This window comes from Gleimia sp. 6138-11-ORH1 (assembly GCF_024814355.1).
Taxonomy (GTDB): domain Bacteria; phylum Actinomycetota; class Actinomycetes; order Actinomycetales; family Actinomycetaceae; genus Gleimia.
In genome coordinates, this window is sequence record NZ_JANUXV010000001.1 from 73,958 (window position 1) to 94,567 (window position 20,610).

At 47.3% G+C, this 20,610-nt stretch carries 11 protein-coding genes; 10 read left to right on the forward strand and 1 reads right to left on the reverse strand.

The window, feature by feature from the left end:
* Positions 1–19: 19 nt before the first annotated feature.
* The 5 genes from NXS08_RS00310 (at position 20) to NXS08_RS00330 (ending at position 8,873) form a co-directional block, all read left to right on the forward strand.
* Positions 20–2,002 (forward strand): ABC transporter ATP-binding protein, encoded by a 1,983-nt coding sequence (locus tag NXS08_RS00310; RefSeq protein ID WP_259136065.1) that lies wholly within the window; start codon positions 20–22, stop codon positions 2,000–2,002.
* Positions 1,999–3,732: an ABC transporter ATP-binding protein gene (locus NXS08_RS00315; protein ID WP_259136066.1), complete on the forward strand. Its 1,734-nt coding sequence runs from the start codon at positions 1,999–2,001 to the stop codon at positions 3,730–3,732. Before NXS08_RS00310 ends, NXS08_RS00315 begins: the two co-directional genes overlap by 4 nt.
* 204 nt (positions 3,733–3,936) lie before the next feature.
* Positions 3,937–5,532 (forward strand): glutamine-hydrolyzing GMP synthase, encoded by a 1,596-nt coding sequence (gene guaA, locus NXS08_RS00320; RefSeq protein ID WP_259136068.1) that lies wholly within the window; start codon positions 3,937–3,939, stop codon positions 5,530–5,532.
* 373 nt (positions 5,533–5,905) lie between these two features.
* Positions 5,906–6,994 carry an SIR2 family protein gene (locus NXS08_RS00325; protein WP_259136070.1) on the forward strand — a complete coding sequence of 363 codons (1,089 nt, stop codon included), beginning with the start codon at positions 5,906–5,908 and terminating at the stop codon, positions 6,992–6,994.
* Positions 6,987–8,873 (forward strand): ATP-binding protein, encoded by a 1,887-nt coding sequence (locus NXS08_RS00330; RefSeq protein ID WP_259136071.1) that lies wholly within the window; start codon positions 6,987–6,989, stop codon positions 8,871–8,873. Before NXS08_RS00325 ends, NXS08_RS00330 begins: the two co-directional genes overlap by 8 nt.
* A gap of 518 nt (positions 8,874–9,391) precedes the next feature.
* Here NXS08_RS00330 and NXS08_RS00335 read toward each other — a convergent pair.
* Positions 9,392–14,791, reverse strand: coding sequence for an endo-alpha-N-acetylgalactosaminidase family protein (locus tag NXS08_RS00335; protein ID WP_259136072.1), 5,400 nt, complete (start codon positions 14,789–14,791; stop codon positions 9,392–9,394).
* 207 nt (positions 14,792–14,998) lie between these two features.
* On the opposite strand from NXS08_RS00335, the gene NXS08_RS00340 reads away from it, so the two are divergent.
* From NXS08_RS00340 to NXS08_RS00365, 5 genes are all read left to right on the forward strand, one after another.
* On the forward strand, positions 14,999–15,916 hold the full coding sequence (locus NXS08_RS00340) for a TatD family hydrolase (protein ID WP_259136073.1): 918 nt from the start codon (positions 14,999–15,001) through the stop codon (positions 15,914–15,916).
* A 154-nt stretch (positions 15,917–16,070) separates the two neighbouring features.
* Positions 16,071–17,192 (forward strand): transglycosylase family protein, encoded by a 1,122-nt coding sequence (locus tag NXS08_RS07330; RefSeq protein WP_310546800.1) that lies wholly within the window; start codon positions 16,071–16,073, stop codon positions 17,190–17,192.
* Positions 17,193–17,320: 128 nt separating this feature from the next.
* Positions 17,321–18,532: a ubiquitin-like domain-containing protein gene (locus NXS08_RS00355; RefSeq protein ID WP_259136074.1), complete on the forward strand. Its 1,212-nt coding sequence runs from the start codon at positions 17,321–17,323 to the stop codon at positions 18,530–18,532.
* Positions 18,533–19,513: a 16S rRNA (adenine(1518)-N(6)/adenine(1519)-N(6))-dimethyltransferase RsmA gene (gene rsmA, locus NXS08_RS00360; protein WP_259136075.1), complete on the forward strand. Its 981-nt coding sequence runs from the start codon at positions 18,533–18,535 to the stop codon at positions 19,511–19,513.
* Positions 19,514–19,517: 4 nt separating this feature from the next.
* Entirely contained in the window at positions 19,518–20,606 is a 1,089-nt protein-coding gene (locus tag NXS08_RS00365; RefSeq protein WP_259136076.1) for a 4-(cytidine 5'-diphospho)-2-C-methyl-D-erythritol kinase, read from the forward strand.
* Positions 20,607–20,610: the final 4 nt, after the last annotated feature.

Genomic DNA, 20,610 nt, shown 5'->3' on the forward strand with positions numbered 1-20,610 from the left:
TCACAGAAGGGGAGGGATATTGAAAGCTGAATCCTTCGAATCCGCCTCCAGCGTTCCATACACGCCCAGCGAAATGGAAGAAAACTTGCGCGAACGCGCAAAAGCCCAGGGAATAAAACTCCCACCAATAGCCAGAGAACCAAACTACCGGTACTCGGCACTGAAGATTCTTGAAGGTAAAGCTGACACTTTCCCCAATGAACCAAAAGCACTGGCCAAACAAGTCCTCAAACGAAACTGGCGTTATATTGCGATCGGCTCTACCGTAGCCACCATCGCCAACCTGGCTACCATCTATAGTGCTGAAGCAGTAAGTAACCTGGTAGACAGCGGAGTAGAAGACGGTTTTGGAATCTACCTACTTTGGCCCTCACTATGGGTACTTTCACTTATCCTCATAGCCGCTATCACCAGCGCCCTCGGGCAAATGTTCGGCATAGCCACCTGGTTTTCCGGAACCGCGACAGTAGCCCGCTCCCTTTCACACCGCGTTTCAAAACGCGGCATCTCGATCCACGCGAAAAAAGAAACTGGGGACGTAGTAGCCTCAGCTACCGCAGACGTAGACTACGTTGGCTCAACCCAATGGGAAATGATGGAACTCATCTCTGCTTCCATCGCCACCGCCGTGGTAATCTACCTGATTTTGCAAGAAGACGTTACCCTGGGGCTAATCGTCATCTTTGGAATGCCTTTACTGGCCATGATCACCGCTTTAGTGATTAAACCACTCCAAAATAAACAAGGACTCCAACGTCAAGCACAAGGAGAACTCACCACCCTCTCAACCGACGCTGTAACCGGACTGCGCGTCCTCCGCGGCTTAGGTGGGGAAGACCAGTTCATGGAAACCTATGAACAAAAAAACCAAGAAGTAGCAGAAAAAGGCTACCAAGTGGCCGTCCCCCAATCTCTCCTCACCACTTTTGAAACTTCCCTTCCCGCTATCTTCGTAGCTTTCGTAGTTGGCTACGCCGCCCTCTTAGTATTTGACGAAAAAATCACCGTTGGAACACTCATCGCCATTTACGCGTGGACCTCATACCTAGACGCACCCATCACCGCACTTACTTGGGTAATCCAAGCCGGTACCCGCGCCTGGGTGGGAGTTAAAAAAATCTCCTCAATCTTCGCTGTTCCCGGAGTAGTCACCAACAAACGTGAAGACGGCACCACCATAAACTACGCGGCAGCAGACCTGATCGACACTAATACAGAACTTAACATCAAAGCAGGTAAACTCACCGCCCTCGTCAGCACAGAACCAAACCAAGCTGCCCAGGTAGCCACCCGCTTAGCACGCATGGACGACTCTTGGCTGGTACAGTACCAAGAAACTGAACAAGCACCAATCGACGTACGCAAACTAGATCTAAATGAACTGCGACGCAACGTAATCCTTTCATCAACCGACTACCACCTATTCGCAGGCACCCTGCGTGACAATATCCTGGGCGCCCAGTGGCGCCACTGGCCCATGCCTCAACTAAAAGAAATGATTTACGCGGAAGTAATCGAAAATGCTTCACGTGAAGAAATTTACAGTGCCCCGCCCTGGCAAAACCCCGCAGACGAACAAGTGATCCAAGCCCTCGCCGCAGCCGATGCCACCGACATTTTAGAAACCCTCCCCGGGAAACTAGACGGCCTAATCTCAGAAAAAGGACGCTCTCTATCCGGCGGGCAAAAACAACGCATCTGCTTAGCCCGCGCCCTCTTTGCAAACCCCGCGGTACTTATCCTAGTAGAACCAACCGCATCAGTAGACTCACATACTGAAAGCCGTATCGCCAAAAGAGTCGCCCAAAAACGCCAGGGACAAACAACCTTGATAGTCACCTCATCGCCGCTAATCTTAGAACACTGCGATGAAATCGTGTTACTTGGAAAAGACGGTAAAGAAATCGCTCGCGGAACCCACGCGGAACTTTCCAACCAAACGGGGGAAAACGCACTGATCTATCAAAGTATTGTTTCTCGCACTACCGGGAGTGAAGCATGAAACTACCAATTGCGAAAACCACTGTGGCACAGCGACGTTTCGTCAATCTGCTAACGGAGTATAAAAGCCAACTGAGCCTAGTAATCGTACTGCAAGTACTGGTAGTTGCCGGAACAGTTTCGGTTCCCTTCATCATCGGAAAAGTTGTAGACAGTATCCAAGAAGGAACCACCAGAGAAAATGTAGTGAACTATCTAATCCTCATTTTCTGCCTGCTCTTTGCCCAGTCAATTCTTAGCTTCTTCTCAGAATATTTTTCCCGAGTCCTCTCTGAAAAAGTATTCGCCCGGCTAAGAGGAAAACTGGTTCGCGGAGTTTTAAATATTCCACAATCTACGATTGAATCTGCCGGCACCGGAGATTTACTGGGACGAACCACCACAGACATTGAAAACGTCCGTTTTGTAGTAAACCAGGGGATTTCTCAATTCGTTACCGCAGTTTTCACTATCGTCCTCACCTACATTTTCGCTTTCGCTGCCTCCTGGCAGTTGGCGCTCACCTCAATGGTGCTACTACCGGTAGTTGGGTACGCGCTGAAACATTACTTACGGCACGCAACTCCCGCGTATCGCACTATGAACGCCCAGTGGGCGCGCTTAAACGGCTACGTTTCCGAAACAACTGAACAAGCCCGTACAATCGATTCTTTCTCTATGGCGGGACCACGTAACGCCGGTTATGACAGAGAAATCAACGGGATGATTCTGATTGAACGCTACGCGGCTTATCTTCGTACCTGGCTGGTGGCACTAATGAATTCTATGCTCAGTGTCCCCACCTTATTCGTAGTTCTTTTTGGCGCTTGGCTCTACCAGTATGACCTGGTTACCTTAGGGGCAATCACAACCGTTGCTTTCTACACAATCGACTTACAAGAACCACTTTACGAACTTTCTTTCTGGATTGATTCGATGCAGACGGTGAACGTCTCATTGGGACGTATTTTCGGGATTGACGACGTGGAATCAGACCGGGAAGCAACTGACGCTAAACCAAATGGAGAAAACCTCAAAGCTAAGCAGGTTTCTTTCGCTTACAGAGAGGGAATACCTGTCTTAGAGGACGTTAGTTTAGAGATTCGCCCCGGGGAAAAACTCGCGATTATTGGCCCCTCTGGCGCTGGTAAATCAACTTTCGGGCGGCTTCTGGCCGGAGTCCACACCCCCGGAGGTGGAACCGTCACTGTTGGAGACGTTTCTTTAGTTGAACTAACTGAAAACGAGTTACATAAACACGTGGCTTTAGTATCCCAAGAACACCATATGTTCGTTGGTTCTATCCGCTCTAACCTACTTTTAGCGGCTCCTCACGCCAGCGACGAGCAACTGTGGGAAGCCTTAGAAGCAGTTGAAGCTACTGACTGGGTAAATGCTCTACCAAAGGGGATTAACACTGAGGTTGGCTCAGGGAAAACTCGCCTAACCCCCGGGCAAGAACAGCAGATTGCGCTGGCAAGAATTCTGCTTTTAGATCCGCATACGCTGGTTTTAGATGAGGCTACTTCGATGTTGGATCCCACAGTAGCCCGTTCTTTAGAGCGTTCTTTAGCGAAAGTTCTGGCGGGGCGCACGGTAATCGCCATTGCCCACCGGCTTTACACAGCCCATGACGCTGACCGAGTAGCCGTCATGGTTGATGGGCAGATTGTTGAGTTAGGTACCCACGATGAGCTGGTGGCATTAGACGGAGAGTACGCTTCCCTGTGGCATACTTGGCAGGCGGAGTAGAAGCGGGAAGAAACATCACCTAGTCCATATTTTCAAGGCCGTTTGTTTCAGAATTTTCCGAGGGCATTTATTTCCGAGGGCGTTACAATTAAACTTTCAGTTTTTGGGCGCCCTCGGAACTTTATTTGCCCTGCTTCAGCGCCTAAGAATCCACTAGCCGTACACTTCTGGCATGGGAAGTGGGCAGTAGGCTACAGTAGCAGTGTGAGTATTTTAGAATCTGTGTCCGCGAACGACACTAATGTTCGCCCTGTGCTAGTTGTTGATTTTGGTGCCCAGTATGCGCAGCTGATTGCTCGGCGTGTGCGTGAGGCGAAAATCTATTCCGAAATTGTTCCCCACACCATGAGTGTTGAGAAGATTTTAGCGAAAAAACCAACCGCGATTATCCTCTCTGGCGGGCCTTCTTCCGTTTACGAAGCGGGAGCACCTACCATTGACCCGGCAATTTTCAACGCGGGAGTTCCTGTTTTGGGGATTTGCTACGGCTTCCAAACTATGGCTCATTCCCTGGGGGGAACTGTGGGGCGCACGGGAACCCGCGAATACGGGCATACTCCCGCGCAAGTAGCAGCAGATTCTTGCCTTTTCGGGGGGACACCTTTGGAACAAGCCGTGTGGATGAGCCACGGTGACGCGGTGCAGGAAGCCCCGGCGGGGTTCACGGTCACTGCTTCTACCGCGGAAACCCCGGTGGCGGCTTTTGAGGATAAAGAGCGTCGCCTTTTCGGGTTGCAGTGGCACCCTGAGGTTATGCACTCTGCTTACGGGCAAACAGCTTTAGAGAATTTCCTTTACGAGGGCGCTGGGCTGGAGCCAACTTGGACACCCGGGTCGATTATTGACGAACAGGTGGAGCGGATCCGCAAGCAAGTGGGGGACGCTCACGTGATTTGTGCGCTTTCTGGAGGCGTGGATTCTTCAGTTGCGGCGGCGCTGGTACACCGCGCGGTGGGAGATCAGCTGACCTGTATTTTCGTAGACCACGGTTTACTGCGTGCCGGGGAACGCGAGCAGGTGGAAAAAGACTATGCAAAGGGCATGGGGATTCGTGTTATCACCGTTGATGAATCGGAACGTTTCCTGGCGGCTTTGGCGGGCGTGTCTGATCCGGAAGAGAAACGAAAGATTATTGGACGCGAGTTTATCCGTTCTTTCGAGGACGCGCAGCGACGTGTAATTGCTGAAGTTGGTGCTTCTGGGGCGGAAATCAAGTTCTTAGTGCAGGGGACACTTTACCCGGATATTGTGGAATCTGGCGGTGGCGAGGGCGCTGCGAATATTAAGAGCCACCATAATGTGGGTGGTTTACCTGAGGATTTGAAGTTCGATTTGGTTGAACCACTGCGTACCTTATTTAAGGATGAAGTGCGGGCGATTGGCCGTGAATTGGGCGTACCTGAAAAGATTGTTGCTCGCCAGCCTTTCCCCGGCCCTGGGCTAGGGATTCGAGTTATCGGTGAGGTGACTAAGGAACGGTTAGAGATTCTGCGGGCAGCTGATTTGATTGCGCGTGAAGAACTTACTGCAGCTGGTTTAGATGAGACTATCTGGCAGTGTCCGGTAGTGCTTTTAGCTGATGTGCGTTCTGTGGGCGTACAGGGGGATGGGCGTACTTACGGGCATCCGATTGTGCTTCGCCCAGTTTCGTCTGAAGATGCGATGACTGCGGACTGGAGTCGCCTGCCCTATGATGTGTTAGCGCGTATTTCCACGCGGATCACTAACACGGTAGCTGACGTAAACCGCGTGGTTTTGGACGTCACCTCTAAACCACCAGCCACCATTGAGTGGGAGTAACGCAAAAAGTGGATTAGTCCTATAGAAGTAATAAAAGGCCAGTTCTAAACGAACCTGTAACTTTAGTTAGAAGGTAGTTAAAAACTGGCCTTTTTTGGGCTTATATTTTGGGGGTGAGTATAGATTCAACTATCCCATCTCCTTGTTTAGATGCTGAATGAGTTTAGGTTGCAATGTGTCGTTGCGATTGAGAACTGTATTTTTAGTAGAATATTAGTGACTTTATTAGCCGTGACAGAATAAAAATTAATTTGTGAGACCCATGTAGACAAGGGGTTTTAATGGTGATTTTGGTTTGTTTTGTCACTACTAACAAATCAGATCTGCTCGTCTGAAGAAAAACAATTGTCTTGAAATTATGGGAAGGAAGAAAATGGACTTTGAGAAGAAATTTAATGTGGAACTTGCTGAGGAAATTCGTAATGTTGCGATTGAAAAGCAATTGAATTTTTTAATTGGATCTGGATGTTCGTCTCGTTCAATGCCTTTGATGAATCAATGCGAAGGCGAGTCAGATGAGGAGCGTAATAGTTATTTGGTTAAAGAAATTAGTGATCGAACTCGGGGTTTGTTAGAAGAAATTAGCTCACAGGATGGCTCTTTTGATTCAACTAAAGAAGAGAGTGGTAGGGAAACAGAGGATGAGATTAAAGAGAAGATTAAGCTAGATCAGATAACCTACGAAAACTTTGTTCGATGCGTTGTTGAATTGCTGAATAGTAGTAACTCAAGACAAGTTCCGAAAACTGCTAATATTTTCACAACTAACTACGATCTTTACATTGAAAAAGGGGTAGAAGAGGTACTGCGAAACTATCGTTTCGTATTTAATGACGGGGCTAACGGATATTTTAATAGAAGGCTTGATTCAACAAATTACAATCGAGTTGTAGCTTTTAAGGGAGTAAATGATAATTATATTTCTGAAATTCCTTCTTTGAACTTAATGAAACCACATGGGTCGGTGAATTGGGAAAAAAGGGAGGAGGACGTACTTGTTCTAAACCAAGTAGCTGAAAAACCTATGGTTGTGCCACCCACGGGAAATGAATCGCGGGATACCTTCTTGGATAATCATTTTCACGAGATACTAAGAGCATTCCAACTAGAGTTAGATAAGCCGCAAAGTGTGTTGTTAGTGAGCGGATTTTCATTTCAAGATAAGCATATAGCTGGGATGGTTAATCGGGCTTTACAAAATCCTGAACTATTGGTTTACGTTTTTGCGCATATGGATAGTAACAAACCAGAGATTCTAAAGAATTTAGGTAGAGATAATTATTGTCCTAGAAACTTAAAGATAATCACCCCTAGAACTATTTTTTCGGATCATTATCAAGCAGATCGAAAAGAGTTTACCTTAGATGATCTGACTGAAGTCTTAAATAATGGCCGCATTATCGGAAAAGCGCCGGAAAACAGCGATGAAGAGATGAAAGAAGAAGGAAATGGTCATGACTGATAGAGGGAAGGTTTTAGGAGTAATTATTGGCGTAGAGGGAACGGAATCAGATGTTGGAATGTATGATATGTCAAATGATAGGTATTACATTTGGCGGGGAGATTTTTTAGTTGCCCCTAGGGTCGGTGCGTTGCTGACAATTCATCAAAACGATGTGAAAATCATCGCGACCGTTTCAAGAGAAAAAGTAATTGATAGTCAAAATACAATCAAAAGTGTAGCGTTTGATAATAGGTATCGAAAAAATTCGATTAACAGGGTTATTAGGTTAAAAACAAAAGGTGTTATTAAAAAAGGTAAGTTTGTCGTCACAAGCAAATATGTTCCTATGATAGGTAATGAAGTTTGCCTTACGACGGAAGCTGACCTAGAAACCATATATAGTTTGCAAGGGAATGTGCCAACTATACTTATCGGAAGCTCAATATTAGAAGGTAAGCCCGTGAGGTTATCTATAGATAAATTCTTTGCTTCTCATATAGGGATATTTGGTAATACCGGCAGCGGTAAGTCGAACACACTACATAAACTGTATTTTGAGCTGTTAAAGAGTGACTATTCTGAGAGGATTAAACAAAAATCTCAGTTCTTTGTCATTGATTTTAACGGGGAGTATACTGGTGAAAACATCTTTGGACTGGATAACAAAGAACGCAAGATATTCGATTTAAATACCATAGGAACGACTGGTGAAAAACTACCGATTCCTTTGGAATATCTATTAGATTCAAACACCTTATCGGTTCTTTTTAATGCTACAACCACAACGCAAGTCCCGTTCTTACGAAAATCCGTGGAATACTACTTACAAAAAATTAAAGACAAAGATATTGCAAAGGAAACAGAAAATTTTGCTCGTATGGTAAGCGAATTAATCCAATTTATATTAGTGGAACCGAAAGGAGGAGGGATTGGTGCAGTACATAACTGGATAGAAAGTTGTGAGAACGTTGGAGTTCCCTCTACAAACCTAGAAGAATTCAAGCAACTAGAAATTTATCTGAACTACGGTAACCAGTGTGTAAAAGATCAGGATAATCATCTGCTTGTGAATAGCGGTTCAATAACACCTCAAGGTAAAACACACTTTAAATTTGATGGCCTAGAAAAGTCACTTAAAGACTGCTATGGGAAAGCTACTTCGATTGAGCGTCTAAAGACGTTTTTAGAATTTAAAAAGATTTATGAATCAGCTCACAAAACAATTAACATAGAATATATAGAGCCTCTGTTTAAGCGTATGGAATCTGCTTTCATCTCATTAGAAAAAGTGATTGATCCCAAGGAAGATGCAGCAAGCGCATATGGGGAATATAAATTTTTTAATATCATTTCTCTGACAAATGCGAACACAGAAGTTAAAAGCATCGTGCCGATATTGCTCGCAAAGATGATATATGATCATCATAAAAGGGAGGGCAATTCCAACAATAACCCTAAATATCAAACTCATACAGTTCATTTTATTATTGATGAAGCCCATAATATCTTGAATGAGAGAAATAAAAATACAGGCGATAACTGGCAAGAATACAGTGTGGCTGGATTTGAAGCAATTATCAAAGAAGGGCGGAAATTTGGTTTTTATATTACCCTAGCAAGTCAAAGACCAGCGGATATATCAGTAACAATCACTTCGCAGTTACATAATTTCTTTGTGCATAGGCTAGTAAATGACCAAGACCTAAGGATGCTTGAGAACACAATGCAAACCTTAGATAGAAGCTCTTATCTTATGGTCCCTAGCTTGGGGCAAGGAGAAGCGGTGGTAACTGGCAATGCCTTAGGTATTCCTATTTTTGTTAAAGTAGACAAAGAAGAGACAGCTCGACCTGATAGCGATGATAAAGTCCTAACTGATTCAGGGCTATCTTCTTGAAATAAATACTTAAGAAAATAGTTTTCCATCATGGTAGAAGACGAGTTTTCTATCCCAGGGTCATTTAATGATGGTTCTTTTAAAGGATGCAAGTAAGGGTATAAACGTAACAGACAGGCTAAAGCTGAATCACCGCAAAGAACTTACCGCGTAAGTTTTGGGTATTAGACTCTGAAAGCAATCAGAGTAGTTAAATTATTGTTACATTTGTGAGTCTGAATGTTTACTACAGGCGTACAGAAAATGGGTTCCTATTTCGATTACTTGCCCTAAATATGGACGACCTTTACCGTGCCACAGACTAAGCCTCCCTTGAGAACATGCAAAAACGTAAAGCAGAATTCGCCTGCGCAAAATAAGCCAAAGAGAGAACTGCTCTAAGAGCGTATCAAACTGGTTTGGACCGTTATTAAAAATAAGTTAGCCTCGGGTTTAGCAGATAGTATCTGCTAAACCCGAGGCTATTTTTACAGTTAGTAACTATCAGCTAATAGTTACTAAACCTGCATTTGGAACGGTTAGTTCGCTTGTCCCTTACGGCGACGAACTAAAGCAGCTCCGGATAGACCCAGCACTAAGGCTCCAAGTGCCACACCTGCGCTTGACGCACCAGTGATTGGCAGTGTCTTCTTAGGTGGTACCTTTGGATTAACCGGCTTAACCGGCTTAACTGGTTTAACGGACTTAACTGGCTTAATGAGCACAGCAGCCTTTACAGACTTTCCAGTTGCCTTATCAACCAACACCACATGGTGCTGACCAGCAGGTACGGTAGCTGGGGTCTTGAAGTTAAATGCAACCTTACCCGCAGCATCAGAAGTAACAGTTCCTAAAGCAACTACCTTAGAGTGCAGTTCCACCGCAACTTCAGAGTTAGGAGTGAATCCACTACCAACCCCCAGGATAGCTTCGCCAGCGGTGACTTCTAAGGTCAGTAAGGAAACCTTTGGCTCCACAACTGGCTTAGAAGGATCTGTACCAGGGTTAGAAGGATCTGTACCTGGGTTGGATGGATCTGTACCTGGGTTAGATGGGTCGGGATCGGGTTTCACGTCCTTAGCTGGCTCCACCGTTACCTTGGCAGAAGCAGCCTTCCACTCTTCACCAACTGCCTGAACCGCGCCGAAAATAAGTTCCGTTTCCTTAGTATCAGCAGGAACAGTGTACTTGAAAGTAGCCGTTCCTTCAGCAGAAACCTCAACTGAACCGATTTCCTTTGCAGATAATGCGTAACGCAAAGAAACAGGAGCATCTCCTGGGGTGAAACCACCCAAAGATAAGGTGATTTCTTCACCGGCTTTAACCTTTTCAGGGGTAATGCTCAAAGTAGCCGGAGCTTCCTTCGCAGCAACAGAACACATCACATGTGCGTCACCCCAAGAAGCCCAGTCATTTCCGAAACCGTCACCGCCATTATCAACATTCAAGACAAGTTCATTAACGCCAGTTACATCTGCTTCCAAAACCTTAGCTGGAGAGTTAGCTCGCAGCACTTCAGTAGTTGGAACCAGTACCCGGTTATCGCCGGAAACGCTGAAACGAACCGAACCAGCGGTAGCTTGACGGTCATCAACCCCAACTACAGCGTGGAACTGAGTACACTTAGCGTCCAACTTAATGCGAATCTGAGAATTAGCGTGAGTACCTAAGCCCTTATCGTAGGTGACCCCATCAATACTGATCTTGCCACCGTCACCAGCTTGGTTTTCACCGTTATTCGTATCGCGTTCAACCGGGCCCCAACCATTGGTAGAGCTTACAAATGGAAGATCGGACAGGTAGTTCTTCCCATCAACCAAACCATCCGTATTCACCTTAACCTGAACCAGATTCTCAAGCAGGCGAGTAGCCCCATCACTCAGCGTGTAAGCAGCAGAAACTTGCAAATCACCAGTGGTTCCCGCTGCAGAAGCCGGTGGAGTAACCAACCAATGCTGCGTGGAAGTTTCCTGCGGAGGCAAAGTTGTGTCAGCGGCTTCCAAAGCCACTACGCTCCAACCCTCTGGGGCAAGCATCTTATGGTAAAGCACGTTAGCTTCGGTCTTTTCGTTAGAAGTAACCGTAGTGCTGACAACATTTGTCTTACCAGCAACTAAGCTGCCGTCCGCTGCGCGAGCGTCAATCCGCGCACAAGCTGGAGGATTCTCAGAAACACCCAGATCTTCAATCATGATGTTATCCATCACCAGGTCAGCTTGGAAAGGACGAGTCAGCTTTTCAATCCCGAACCAGTAAGAACCACAGGCGCCCACATCAAAAACGTGCTCGAACTTCTTAGTGTGACCCTTAGCAGGTAGGGTAGTCGCATCCGCAGTGGACTTGAATACGTGTACTTGCTTCTTATCGGTGTAAAGCTGGCCATTACGCACAGCATTGTAACCGGTCACAAAAGCGTAAGAATCATCGATTGCGTTCTGGTAGTCGAAAGTGATCCGATACTTGTGATTAGGCTTGAACTGAACGGTAGTTTCAGCAGTCTTTAAGATCACGCCTTGGTTTTCTTCGTGAGCCATCAAAGACCAGTTGCCTTCCAGCACGTTATCCACCAGCTTGTAACCTTCACGTGGGTTACCCTGCGGGTCAATTGCCCACCAGCCAGCTTGTGAATAAGGAGCGTGTAACTCAGTCAGCTGAGTACGTGCGTCACCGCGCTGATCAGGGCCGGTTACGAACGGCCAGTAGCCAGCGTCAGGGTGCTCGTAGTTATCGAAAGAAATAACCTTAGAAGCGTCCACACCGGCAGGGAGCTTTGGCTCCACAAATGGCACGATACGCAAGTCATCAATCGAAACGCGGGCATCTCCCTCACCTGCAGCGATCTTGAAATCAACTTTCCCACCAGTAGTAGAGAAAGTTACGCGGGCACGCTGGAAGTAGGTCCCCAGTTTCTCGTCCGAGGCCGTCTTATTCACCGTCAAAGAAGTGTTGAACGTAGTAGTAGGAACCCCATCAACTGCTTTTTGTAGTTGAGTAGGCTTTACTCCCGCCCCAGAAACACTTAGGGAAACTTCACGTTCTTTTCCAGGATCAATCTCAATCCAAGCTGAAGCATTGTAAGTGCCAGCAGGCAGATTGCCGCCCTCGAAAGACTGAGAGATGGAAGCTGGGCCAGCACCTAATTCGGCTTGGAAGTTCTGGAACTTAGTTTTCACTACGTGAGCTTCACCAGTTACCTGGTAAGCGTCCAAAGTGCCAGAGAAGAAACCAGGATCGACAATCTTAGAGCCCTGTCCCCAGTTAGGAACTTTAGGTTCCAAAACACTGCTGGTTGGGTACAGTACGTACGCTACACCAGAGTCAGCTTCCAAAGTAACCTGACCATTCGTTACTGGAACAGTACCTACCTTAACGCGTCCGGTGTCAGTTAGCTTGTACATATCCAAAGACGTTTGGTTACGCCAAGCGTCAGTTAGCGTCCAGGTGGAAGTACCGCTGGCAATATTCCAGTGGTAGAGACGATCCTTACCGCCGTCTTTCCAAGGAAGCAGGTACTTGCCGCCCTCGTAAACAACTGCGTTATCGAAAGTGATAGTGCGATCGTAAGGGATGTCGCGGCCACTAATGGTATCCAAGTTAGAAGTTGCTACCGTACCGTTAGCGAACTCAATCCGGTGCGCATCCCACTTCATGATTTCTGACTGCTGGAGGAACTTAACCGGCAGGTTACGGTTCCAAACATTCATAATGAACTTACGGAAATCAATGTTGCCAGTCCAACCCTCGAACTCAACCACGTTAGAGTTAGAAAGAATTGGGTGTGGGTTGAATACGTCACGGCGAGTATTTTCAACGAAACGGAAAATCTGGGAGTTAATCCCCTTATTGGCTTGACCACCGTAGTTTTCGTCGTTAGCCCAGTGAGACCAAATCGAGTTTTCAGGGAACTTATTGGACCATTCAGAGCCAATTACCCAACCTTGTTTGGTTAGTTCTTCACCTAAACGGCGGCCTTCCCAACCATCAGGGTAGTAAACGTCAATGTACAGCCAGTTCAAGTTAGCTGGAGCTTCATCTTTAAACTGTTGGAAACGTTCCAGTACTTTACCAGTTCCCAGATCTTTCGGACCGTCAATAGAGTAAGCCTGGTTCATCCAACCCCACGCCTTACGAGGAGGCATCCGCAGTAGATCTTCAGAGAAGTTCTTAGATTCAGAGTAGGATTCGGTGACGTTCACGTGGACACCTAAAGTTGCGTTCCACTTTTCAGACTCTTTCGCTAAAGTAACCAAGTCAGCGTAACCACCGGCACGTTCGTTGTAGTGTCCGGCATAGTCAGGGTGAGCAGAGTCGTGCCCTTCAGCCTGATAGCCCTTTAACATCACCTGCTGGCGCAAACCATCGGTAGCTAAAGAAATACGCTTAGTGTCATCCAAAGTACGTAAGAATGGGTGAGTTGCCTGAGAAACAATGTTGAAAGGAATACGGGTAATTACCGTATCTTTCACCATTTCAGAACCATTCATTGCCGGGCGAATATCGCGCATGGCAATCGCCCCATCCTGCCAGTTCAACGCACCGTCATTATTAGCATCAACGGTAGGCTTAACCACAATGTAAGGATCTTTATCAGCGCCAATTCCGCTTGCCACTGGGGACTTCCAAACGAATGGGCCAGGAATGACCTTTCCCTTACCGTCTAAGAAAATATTCAACCAACGGTTATTGGAGCCCATGCCAGCTTCGCTGTAATTTTGAGTGTTATCAACAATCGCGTTGTTATCCATCCCGAAAGACAGCTGACCGGCAGTAGGAACGCTCATGTAAGAACGAGTTAAACGAGCGTAACCCTTAGCCGGAGCAATCTTATCGCCAGATTGAGCGCGATTAACCGACAGGCGAGCAGTTGCTAACTCTTCATTCTCCCCTAAAGTAACCAGGGAAAGACCCGGGAAAGAAATCCGGTTCAGAGCATTTTCAGGATCCTGCAGGTCAGTTAATTGCAGTTTCCACACGCCGTTAGCAACGGTAGCTACAGCCTTGAAACGAATCTGAGTATCAATAACTGCAATATCCCAAGAAGCACTGGCATTATCCGCAGCAACAGTTGCTTCAGAAACCTTAACTTGCTTAGGAACTTCATTAACAGTTACCAAAGCAACTGGTTCACTGGTCATCCCTGGAGCTTTAGCTTCGCCAAGTTTCCATTCGTAGACCTGCGGGAAATTCTTGAACATCTTAACGTTCAAGTTACCGGCAGATAAAGTGAAGAGGCGTTCTTCAGGAACAGCTGGATCCGGATCAGTTGGATTATTATCACCGGGGTTAGTTGGTGGGTTAGCAGGATCAGCTGGCCATTCACCAGTAAAAGCATTGAACTCTGCTAAAGACCCAACAGTTTCCGGCTGAGAAGTTTCCTGCCCAGGATTGTGACCACCCCAAGAAGAAAGCTGCGTGAACTTCACACAGTTCGTTTCTACGCTGGGTTTAATATGAATCTCTCGGTCACTTGCATAGGTGGCTGTATCACCGGGGAAAGAACCCCGCTGAGCCAACGTGAAGGTACTGTTTTCATCACAGGTACCGTCAGTAGAAGTGTAGAGTTCCCATTCATTGGCTCGTCCAGAGCCGTTGGAACTTTGTCGCGGAGTGAGAACCACTTTCGCTAGTTTCACCGGAGAATCCCCCAGCTTAACAATGAAGTTGTGGGGGAGCGGAGCAGCTGGAGAAGACCACTTAGTGTGCCAGTAGCTGTTTTTGTCTCCGTCAAGCATCTTGTCCAAAGGTCCATTTGCGCCCTCGTTTTCAGCAACGGCGGAATTGGACCAAACGACAGACATTTGATTCTGCGCAATCCTAGTGAAAGTTGCCTCACTAGTTGTATCGTCCGCTAAAGCTACAGTTGGCAGTGCAGCGCTGATAAACGCCGAAGTTATCAGCAAACCCATAGCCTTCGCAGAGATTCGGGGAGTTCTTGACATCATCGTCTCCAAATCGATTTTTGAGTGAGATTGCTTGTAAATGCACATTATTGAGCAAATATTCGCATTCTAAGTCTAACGGTTAGAAGCCATTAATTTCTAGGTTTGAACTTTCCCAATTTCATCATTAACTAATGAAAATACTTTTCTGAAAATTCTCAAAACAAATATTTCATTCCCCCAAAAAGCAAAGCTACACTGGAACACGTGAGCAAAAAGAAACGCACCTGGCCCGAAACTCCCCAGCCACTACCCCTACCCGTAATGGACAACCACACCCACCTCCCCCTGGGAGAATGGGAAATCCCCTCAGCAGACGGAATAAAACTACCTCTCAACCAACAGCTAGAACGCGCCAAAGCAGCCGGAATCAACCGCATAATCACCGTAGCCTGCGAAATCAATGACTTCACCGGCGCCCTGAAACTCACCGAAGAATACAACCAAGACGACTTAAGAATCCGCGCTGCCCTGGCCCTACACCCCAACGAAGCCCCCCTGCACTGCGGCTACAACGAACCTTCCCCAGACGGGCTCATCCCAAAGATCGGGCCACAACACTGCCCATTAGATGAAGCCTTAAACTACCTGGAAACCCAAATAACGCACCCCGGAGTAGTTGCCGTTGGCGAAACCGGCCTGGATATGTACCGCACCGCTCGCGGCGGATTAAAAGCCCAAATCGAATCCTTCCACGCACACTTAGAAATAGCTCACCGCCACAACCTGCCCGTGCAAATCCACGATCGGGAAACCCACGCTGAATGCGTATCCGTACTACACGACGCAAAACCCAGTGTCCCCATCGTCTTTCACTGTTTTTCTGGCGGAACAGAACTGGCCGCAGAATGTGCAAAACAAGGCTGGTACGCCAGTTTCGGCGGACCCCTCACCTACCCAGCCAACCAAGAACTCAGAGAAGCCTTTTTAGCGTTACCAAAAGAACTCATAGTAGTTGAAACAGACGCCCCCTACCTAACTCCCGTACCGCACCGCGGTAGCCCCAATGCTTCCTACGTAATGGCTCATACCGTGCGTTTCATCGCGGAACTATGGGAAATAGACGAAAGTGCGGCAATCGCCCAACTCAACCGAAATGCGCAGCAAATCTACGGAACCTGGTGAGTATTCCAAGTAAAATATGCGGGAATTAAACAAATAATCCTTAGTGTGACTTTGGTTAAGTAAAAATGCGGAGTAAGCCTATACCGGCTAGGGTGTTAGGCATACAAGTTTTTCTAAACTTCGAAAAGATACACCCGACGTTAAGGATTTATTTTTGCGTATCGTAAGCGAATATAAGAAAACTCTCCTGCTAACTCTCCTCATTCTGCTAATTGGTGCCCTGGCTTTGGGCGGACTATATTTCCAATCAGCCACCTACCTGATTAGCGACGGGGAAAACGGTAAAGAAATTACCACTCGCAAAGGAACAGTAGCTGAGGTTCTTGCCGCCGCAGAAATCAAAGTAAGCGAACACGACTTGATCAGCCCAGCGCTTAATGAGCCGGTAGAAAACGGTACCGAAATTAAAATCACGCGGGCAAAACCCTATCAAGTATTAGTCGAAACAGAAGTAAAGCAGATCTTCTCAACAGCGACTAACTTCCAAAACGTCCTTTCTTCCGTAGAAGCCAAAAACGTGGCGCTCCCACTTAATCACAGTAACGAAACACCACTTTTGGCAGCAGATGGAAAACTTAACTTCAAAGACGGAGAAAAAGAAACAGCAGTTGAACTCACCGCCACAGACACGCTGGCAACTGCATTAACAAAAGCGGATCTGCAGCTTTCTGCAATCGATGAAGTGGCATTAACCAATGCCAACGGAAAACTAAGTTTAGATATTGTGCGCGTAACCCGCGGGAATGTTTCGGAAGAAATCGAAATCCCCGTTGAAACCCAGGTGCGCGAAACTGCTTCCCTTTACGAAGGGCAAGAAAGAGTAGTTTCCGAGGGCGCCGCAGGAACTACAAAAATTACCTACTACCGTCATTTACGCGGAGGTCAAAAAGTAGTCGATAAAGAAATCGGGCGCACTACCGCGGTAGAAGCACAGCCAAGAATCATTGAAAAAGGCACTAAAAAACGCCCTCGGGAAAATCAGGCAACTACTAACGCAACTCAAAATGAGGCTGGCCAGCCAGCACCAACTGCAGTGAGCGGAGATATTTGGTCAGCCCTTGCCCAGTGCGAATCAGGTGGCAATCCAGCTACCAACAGCGGTAACGGATACTACGGAATGTATCAGTTCTCATTACCTACCTGGCAGGCAGTTGGCGGAACTGGGCTTCCCTCAGAAGCAAGTGCCGCGGAACAAACTCACCGCGCGCAAATCTTACAAGCCCGTGCCGGCTGGGGACAATGGCCAGCTTGTGCCCGTAAACTGGGGCTACTGTAGCAGATGTGAACCGGCTTAAGGTTTCCAATTTAAGCTACTAAAGCACCCGGAAAACTGTTAGGCTGGCAAAGGTATAGATCAAAAGTTCACCCGAATAAACCTAGGAAACAGCTACGAAAGTAACGTATATGAGTATCTTTAAAACAACGAAATTTATACTCACATCCGCTGCAATCGCAGCTACCCTGACCGTAGGGGCAGCCGCCACCGATATTGCGTTAAGCCATAAGACTATCTACGTATCTGTAGATGGAGTTTCGCGGCCGGTAACAACCGTTGAGAAAAAAGTACAGGCAATCTTACAGGACGCGGGAATCCCATTTTCCTCCAGAGACGAAATCACGCCAGCTCTGGATCAAAAAGTAACTGCAACAGATACAATCAAAATCCGTCACGCAAAAGAAATCTCCGTATTTGACCAGGGAAAAACGGAAAAACACTGGGTGACTGAAACTACCCTGGATGAGCTTTTGGAAAGAAGCGAATACTCCCGTTTAGAAATTCCCGCGCAGCGTTTCGATGAACGCAACAGTATCCTACCCCTCGCTGAAGTGGGCACTGAGGTAGTGGTCGCAGCTGATGGGAAAGAAATCACTCTCCCAGTTACACTGCCTCATAACGTCCGCGCTTTACTTTCCCAAGCTAACATAAACGTAGGGCCAATTGACCAGGTGATTACTCATCGAGTAAACGGGAAACTCACTGTCAGCGTGAAACGAGTTACCCGCGGAACACATCGGATAGTAGAAGAAATCCCATTTAAGAGTGAAGAAAAACCCTCTGACCAGATTATTAAAGGGAAACGAAAAGTAGCTACCCCAGGTAAAGTTGGGGAACGTACCATTGTGCGCTACCAACAAAAGGTAGACGGAAAAGCAGTTGTCGATACCCTGGTTACCGATAGCGTCACTAAAGCGCCAGTTACCGAAGTGATTTTAGTGGGAACGGCAGAGCCTGAAGAACTCAGCCAGAAACTCCGCGCAGCTGGTAAAACTACTGACGCAGCAGGAAATCAACTTCCTATCCCCACCTATAGTGGAACTGACCCACGGACTTTAGCACGTCCTTTAGTAAGCGCAAAAGGCTGGGGAGACGACCAGTATCAGTGCCTTCTGGTGCTATGGGAACGCGAGTCTAACTGGAATCCAAACGCACAGAACCCGTCCTCGGGCGCCTACGGTATTCCACAGTCACTTCCGGGAAATAAAATGGCCAGCGCAGGAGCAGACTGGCAAACAAACCCGGTTACGCAAATTACTTGGGGACTGGGATACATTCAAAACCGCTACGGAACACCGTGTGGAGCATTAGGACATTCAAATCGCGTGGGATGGTATTAAATGTCGGAAACGCAAATCGACGCTGAAAAATCACAATCTCAGCCGGTGGCTGAAGTGAACCTATTAACCCCCGTTAATGTCCGTGAAATCTGTGACGCATTACAGATCCACCCAACCAAAACACTGGGGCAGAACTTCGTTCACGATGGGGGAACTGTCCGGAAAATCATTACCGCCGGGCGAGTCACTGCGGGGGAACACGTTTTAGAAATCGGCCCTGGCCTGGGTTCTTTAACGTTAGGGCTTTTGGAAGCCGGAGCGCGGGTCACTGCGATTGAGATCGATCCAGTGCTAGCAACCGCCCTCCCGGCAACAGTCACCGCCCAGGGAAATAGCGAACTTCCCCTCAGAGTCCTCCACAAAGACGGATTAGAAGTCTCTGAACTGGCACAGTTAGATGAAGCTCCTTTGATTAACGGCACTTACGCGCAGTGGGAAGCCCCCACTCGCCTGGTTGCTAATCTGCCTTATAACGTGGCAGTTCCGCTGGTACTGAGTTTCTTAGAGAACTTTCCCTCTCTTACTGAAATCTTAGTCATGGTCCAAACTGAGGTGGCGCAGCGGCTTAGTGCCGGTCCCGGAGGGCGGATCTACGGGGTCCCTTCAGTGAAAACCGCCTGGTATGGGAAAGCGGAAATGGCAGGAACAATCTCTCGGCAGATTTTTTGGCCAGTTCCTAACGTTGATTCTTCCCTGGTGCGAATTACCCGCTATCAGGCGGGAGAAGAACCCTATTCTTTAGACGCTGCAGGTGCTCCTACGGTAGCTAGAGAAATTGTCTTTAAACTGATTGAAGCAGCTTTTGCGCAAAGACGGAAAACTCTTAGAGCAGCTTTCAAAAATTGGCTTAACAGTGCCGAAAAAGCTGAGCTACTTTTGGAAAGCGCGGGGATTGACGGGCAGCGCCGCGGAGAAACTCTAAATATTACAGAGTTTATTGCCCTGGGTGAATCCGCGCAGAAGCTGAGTCTATTAAACTAGGTTTATGCACTATATGAATCAGGTCACCGCTTCAGCACCAGGAAAGATCAATCTGCAACTACTGGTGGGTAAACCTGATGCAAAAGGGTATCACCCGCTTTATTCCATATTTGAAACTGTGGATTTGCGGGAAACTTGCGAAGCAAGTTTCAGCCCGCGAAATCACCCTGAAAGTGGAGTTATCCCAGTTCCAAACAGTACTTCCATAGAAATAGCGTACACACAAAGTGGCTATCCAATTTCTGTGCAGACTATAGCAGATTTAGGTAGTGAAGCTGCTAACCGGCAGGCTTTAGAACAGTTGGGTGAAGTTGCGCCCTCGAATCATCTGGCTTGGAAAGCAGCAGCTGCTTTAGTTGAGAAAGCAGCTGCACTGCCAGAGTATCAGTTGCTTCCTGCGGATAGTCAGCTTAATTTGAGGATCACTAAACGTATTCCCGCGGCCGGGGGAATGGCTGGCGGATCAGCTGATGCGGCAGCTACTTTAGTTGCTGTGAATGAACTGCTGGGATTGCGTTTATCCTTAGCAGAGTTAGAGGTGATTGCGCGTTCCTTAGGCGCTGACGTGCCGGCCTGCCTAAATGGGGGAACTTCATTAGGTTTAGGTTATGGTGACCACATCACTCGTTTAGATAACCGTTTGGCGGAGGAAGAAAACGCTTCCCACCAGTGGCTGATGGTAATGGCAAAAACAGGGTTGGCTACTCCCGCAGTTTTTCAGGCTTTTGATGAAGCCGACGGGGGCAGGCCATTTATTCCAGCGGTTAAAGACCTTCCAGAAGTTCTAGCAGCTGATGATCATTTGGTTTTAGCGTTAGCGCCGGCTGAAAAAATGGCTCAGATTATGGAAAATGATCTGCAAGAAACCGCGTTTTCGCTGCGTCCTGATGTAGCTGAAGTTTACGCATACTTACAGTCATTAGACGTGGAAAAGGTAATGCTTTCGGGATCTGGCCCCACTTTAGCTGTGTTAGTGCGAGAAGCAGAAACTGTGAAAGAATTAGTACAGCAGATTAACACTCACCCCTTAGTGCAAGGAACTTTAATTACCAGCGGCCCAGGTTTGCCCGCTATGGTAGAAAAGACGCATTAAGGAG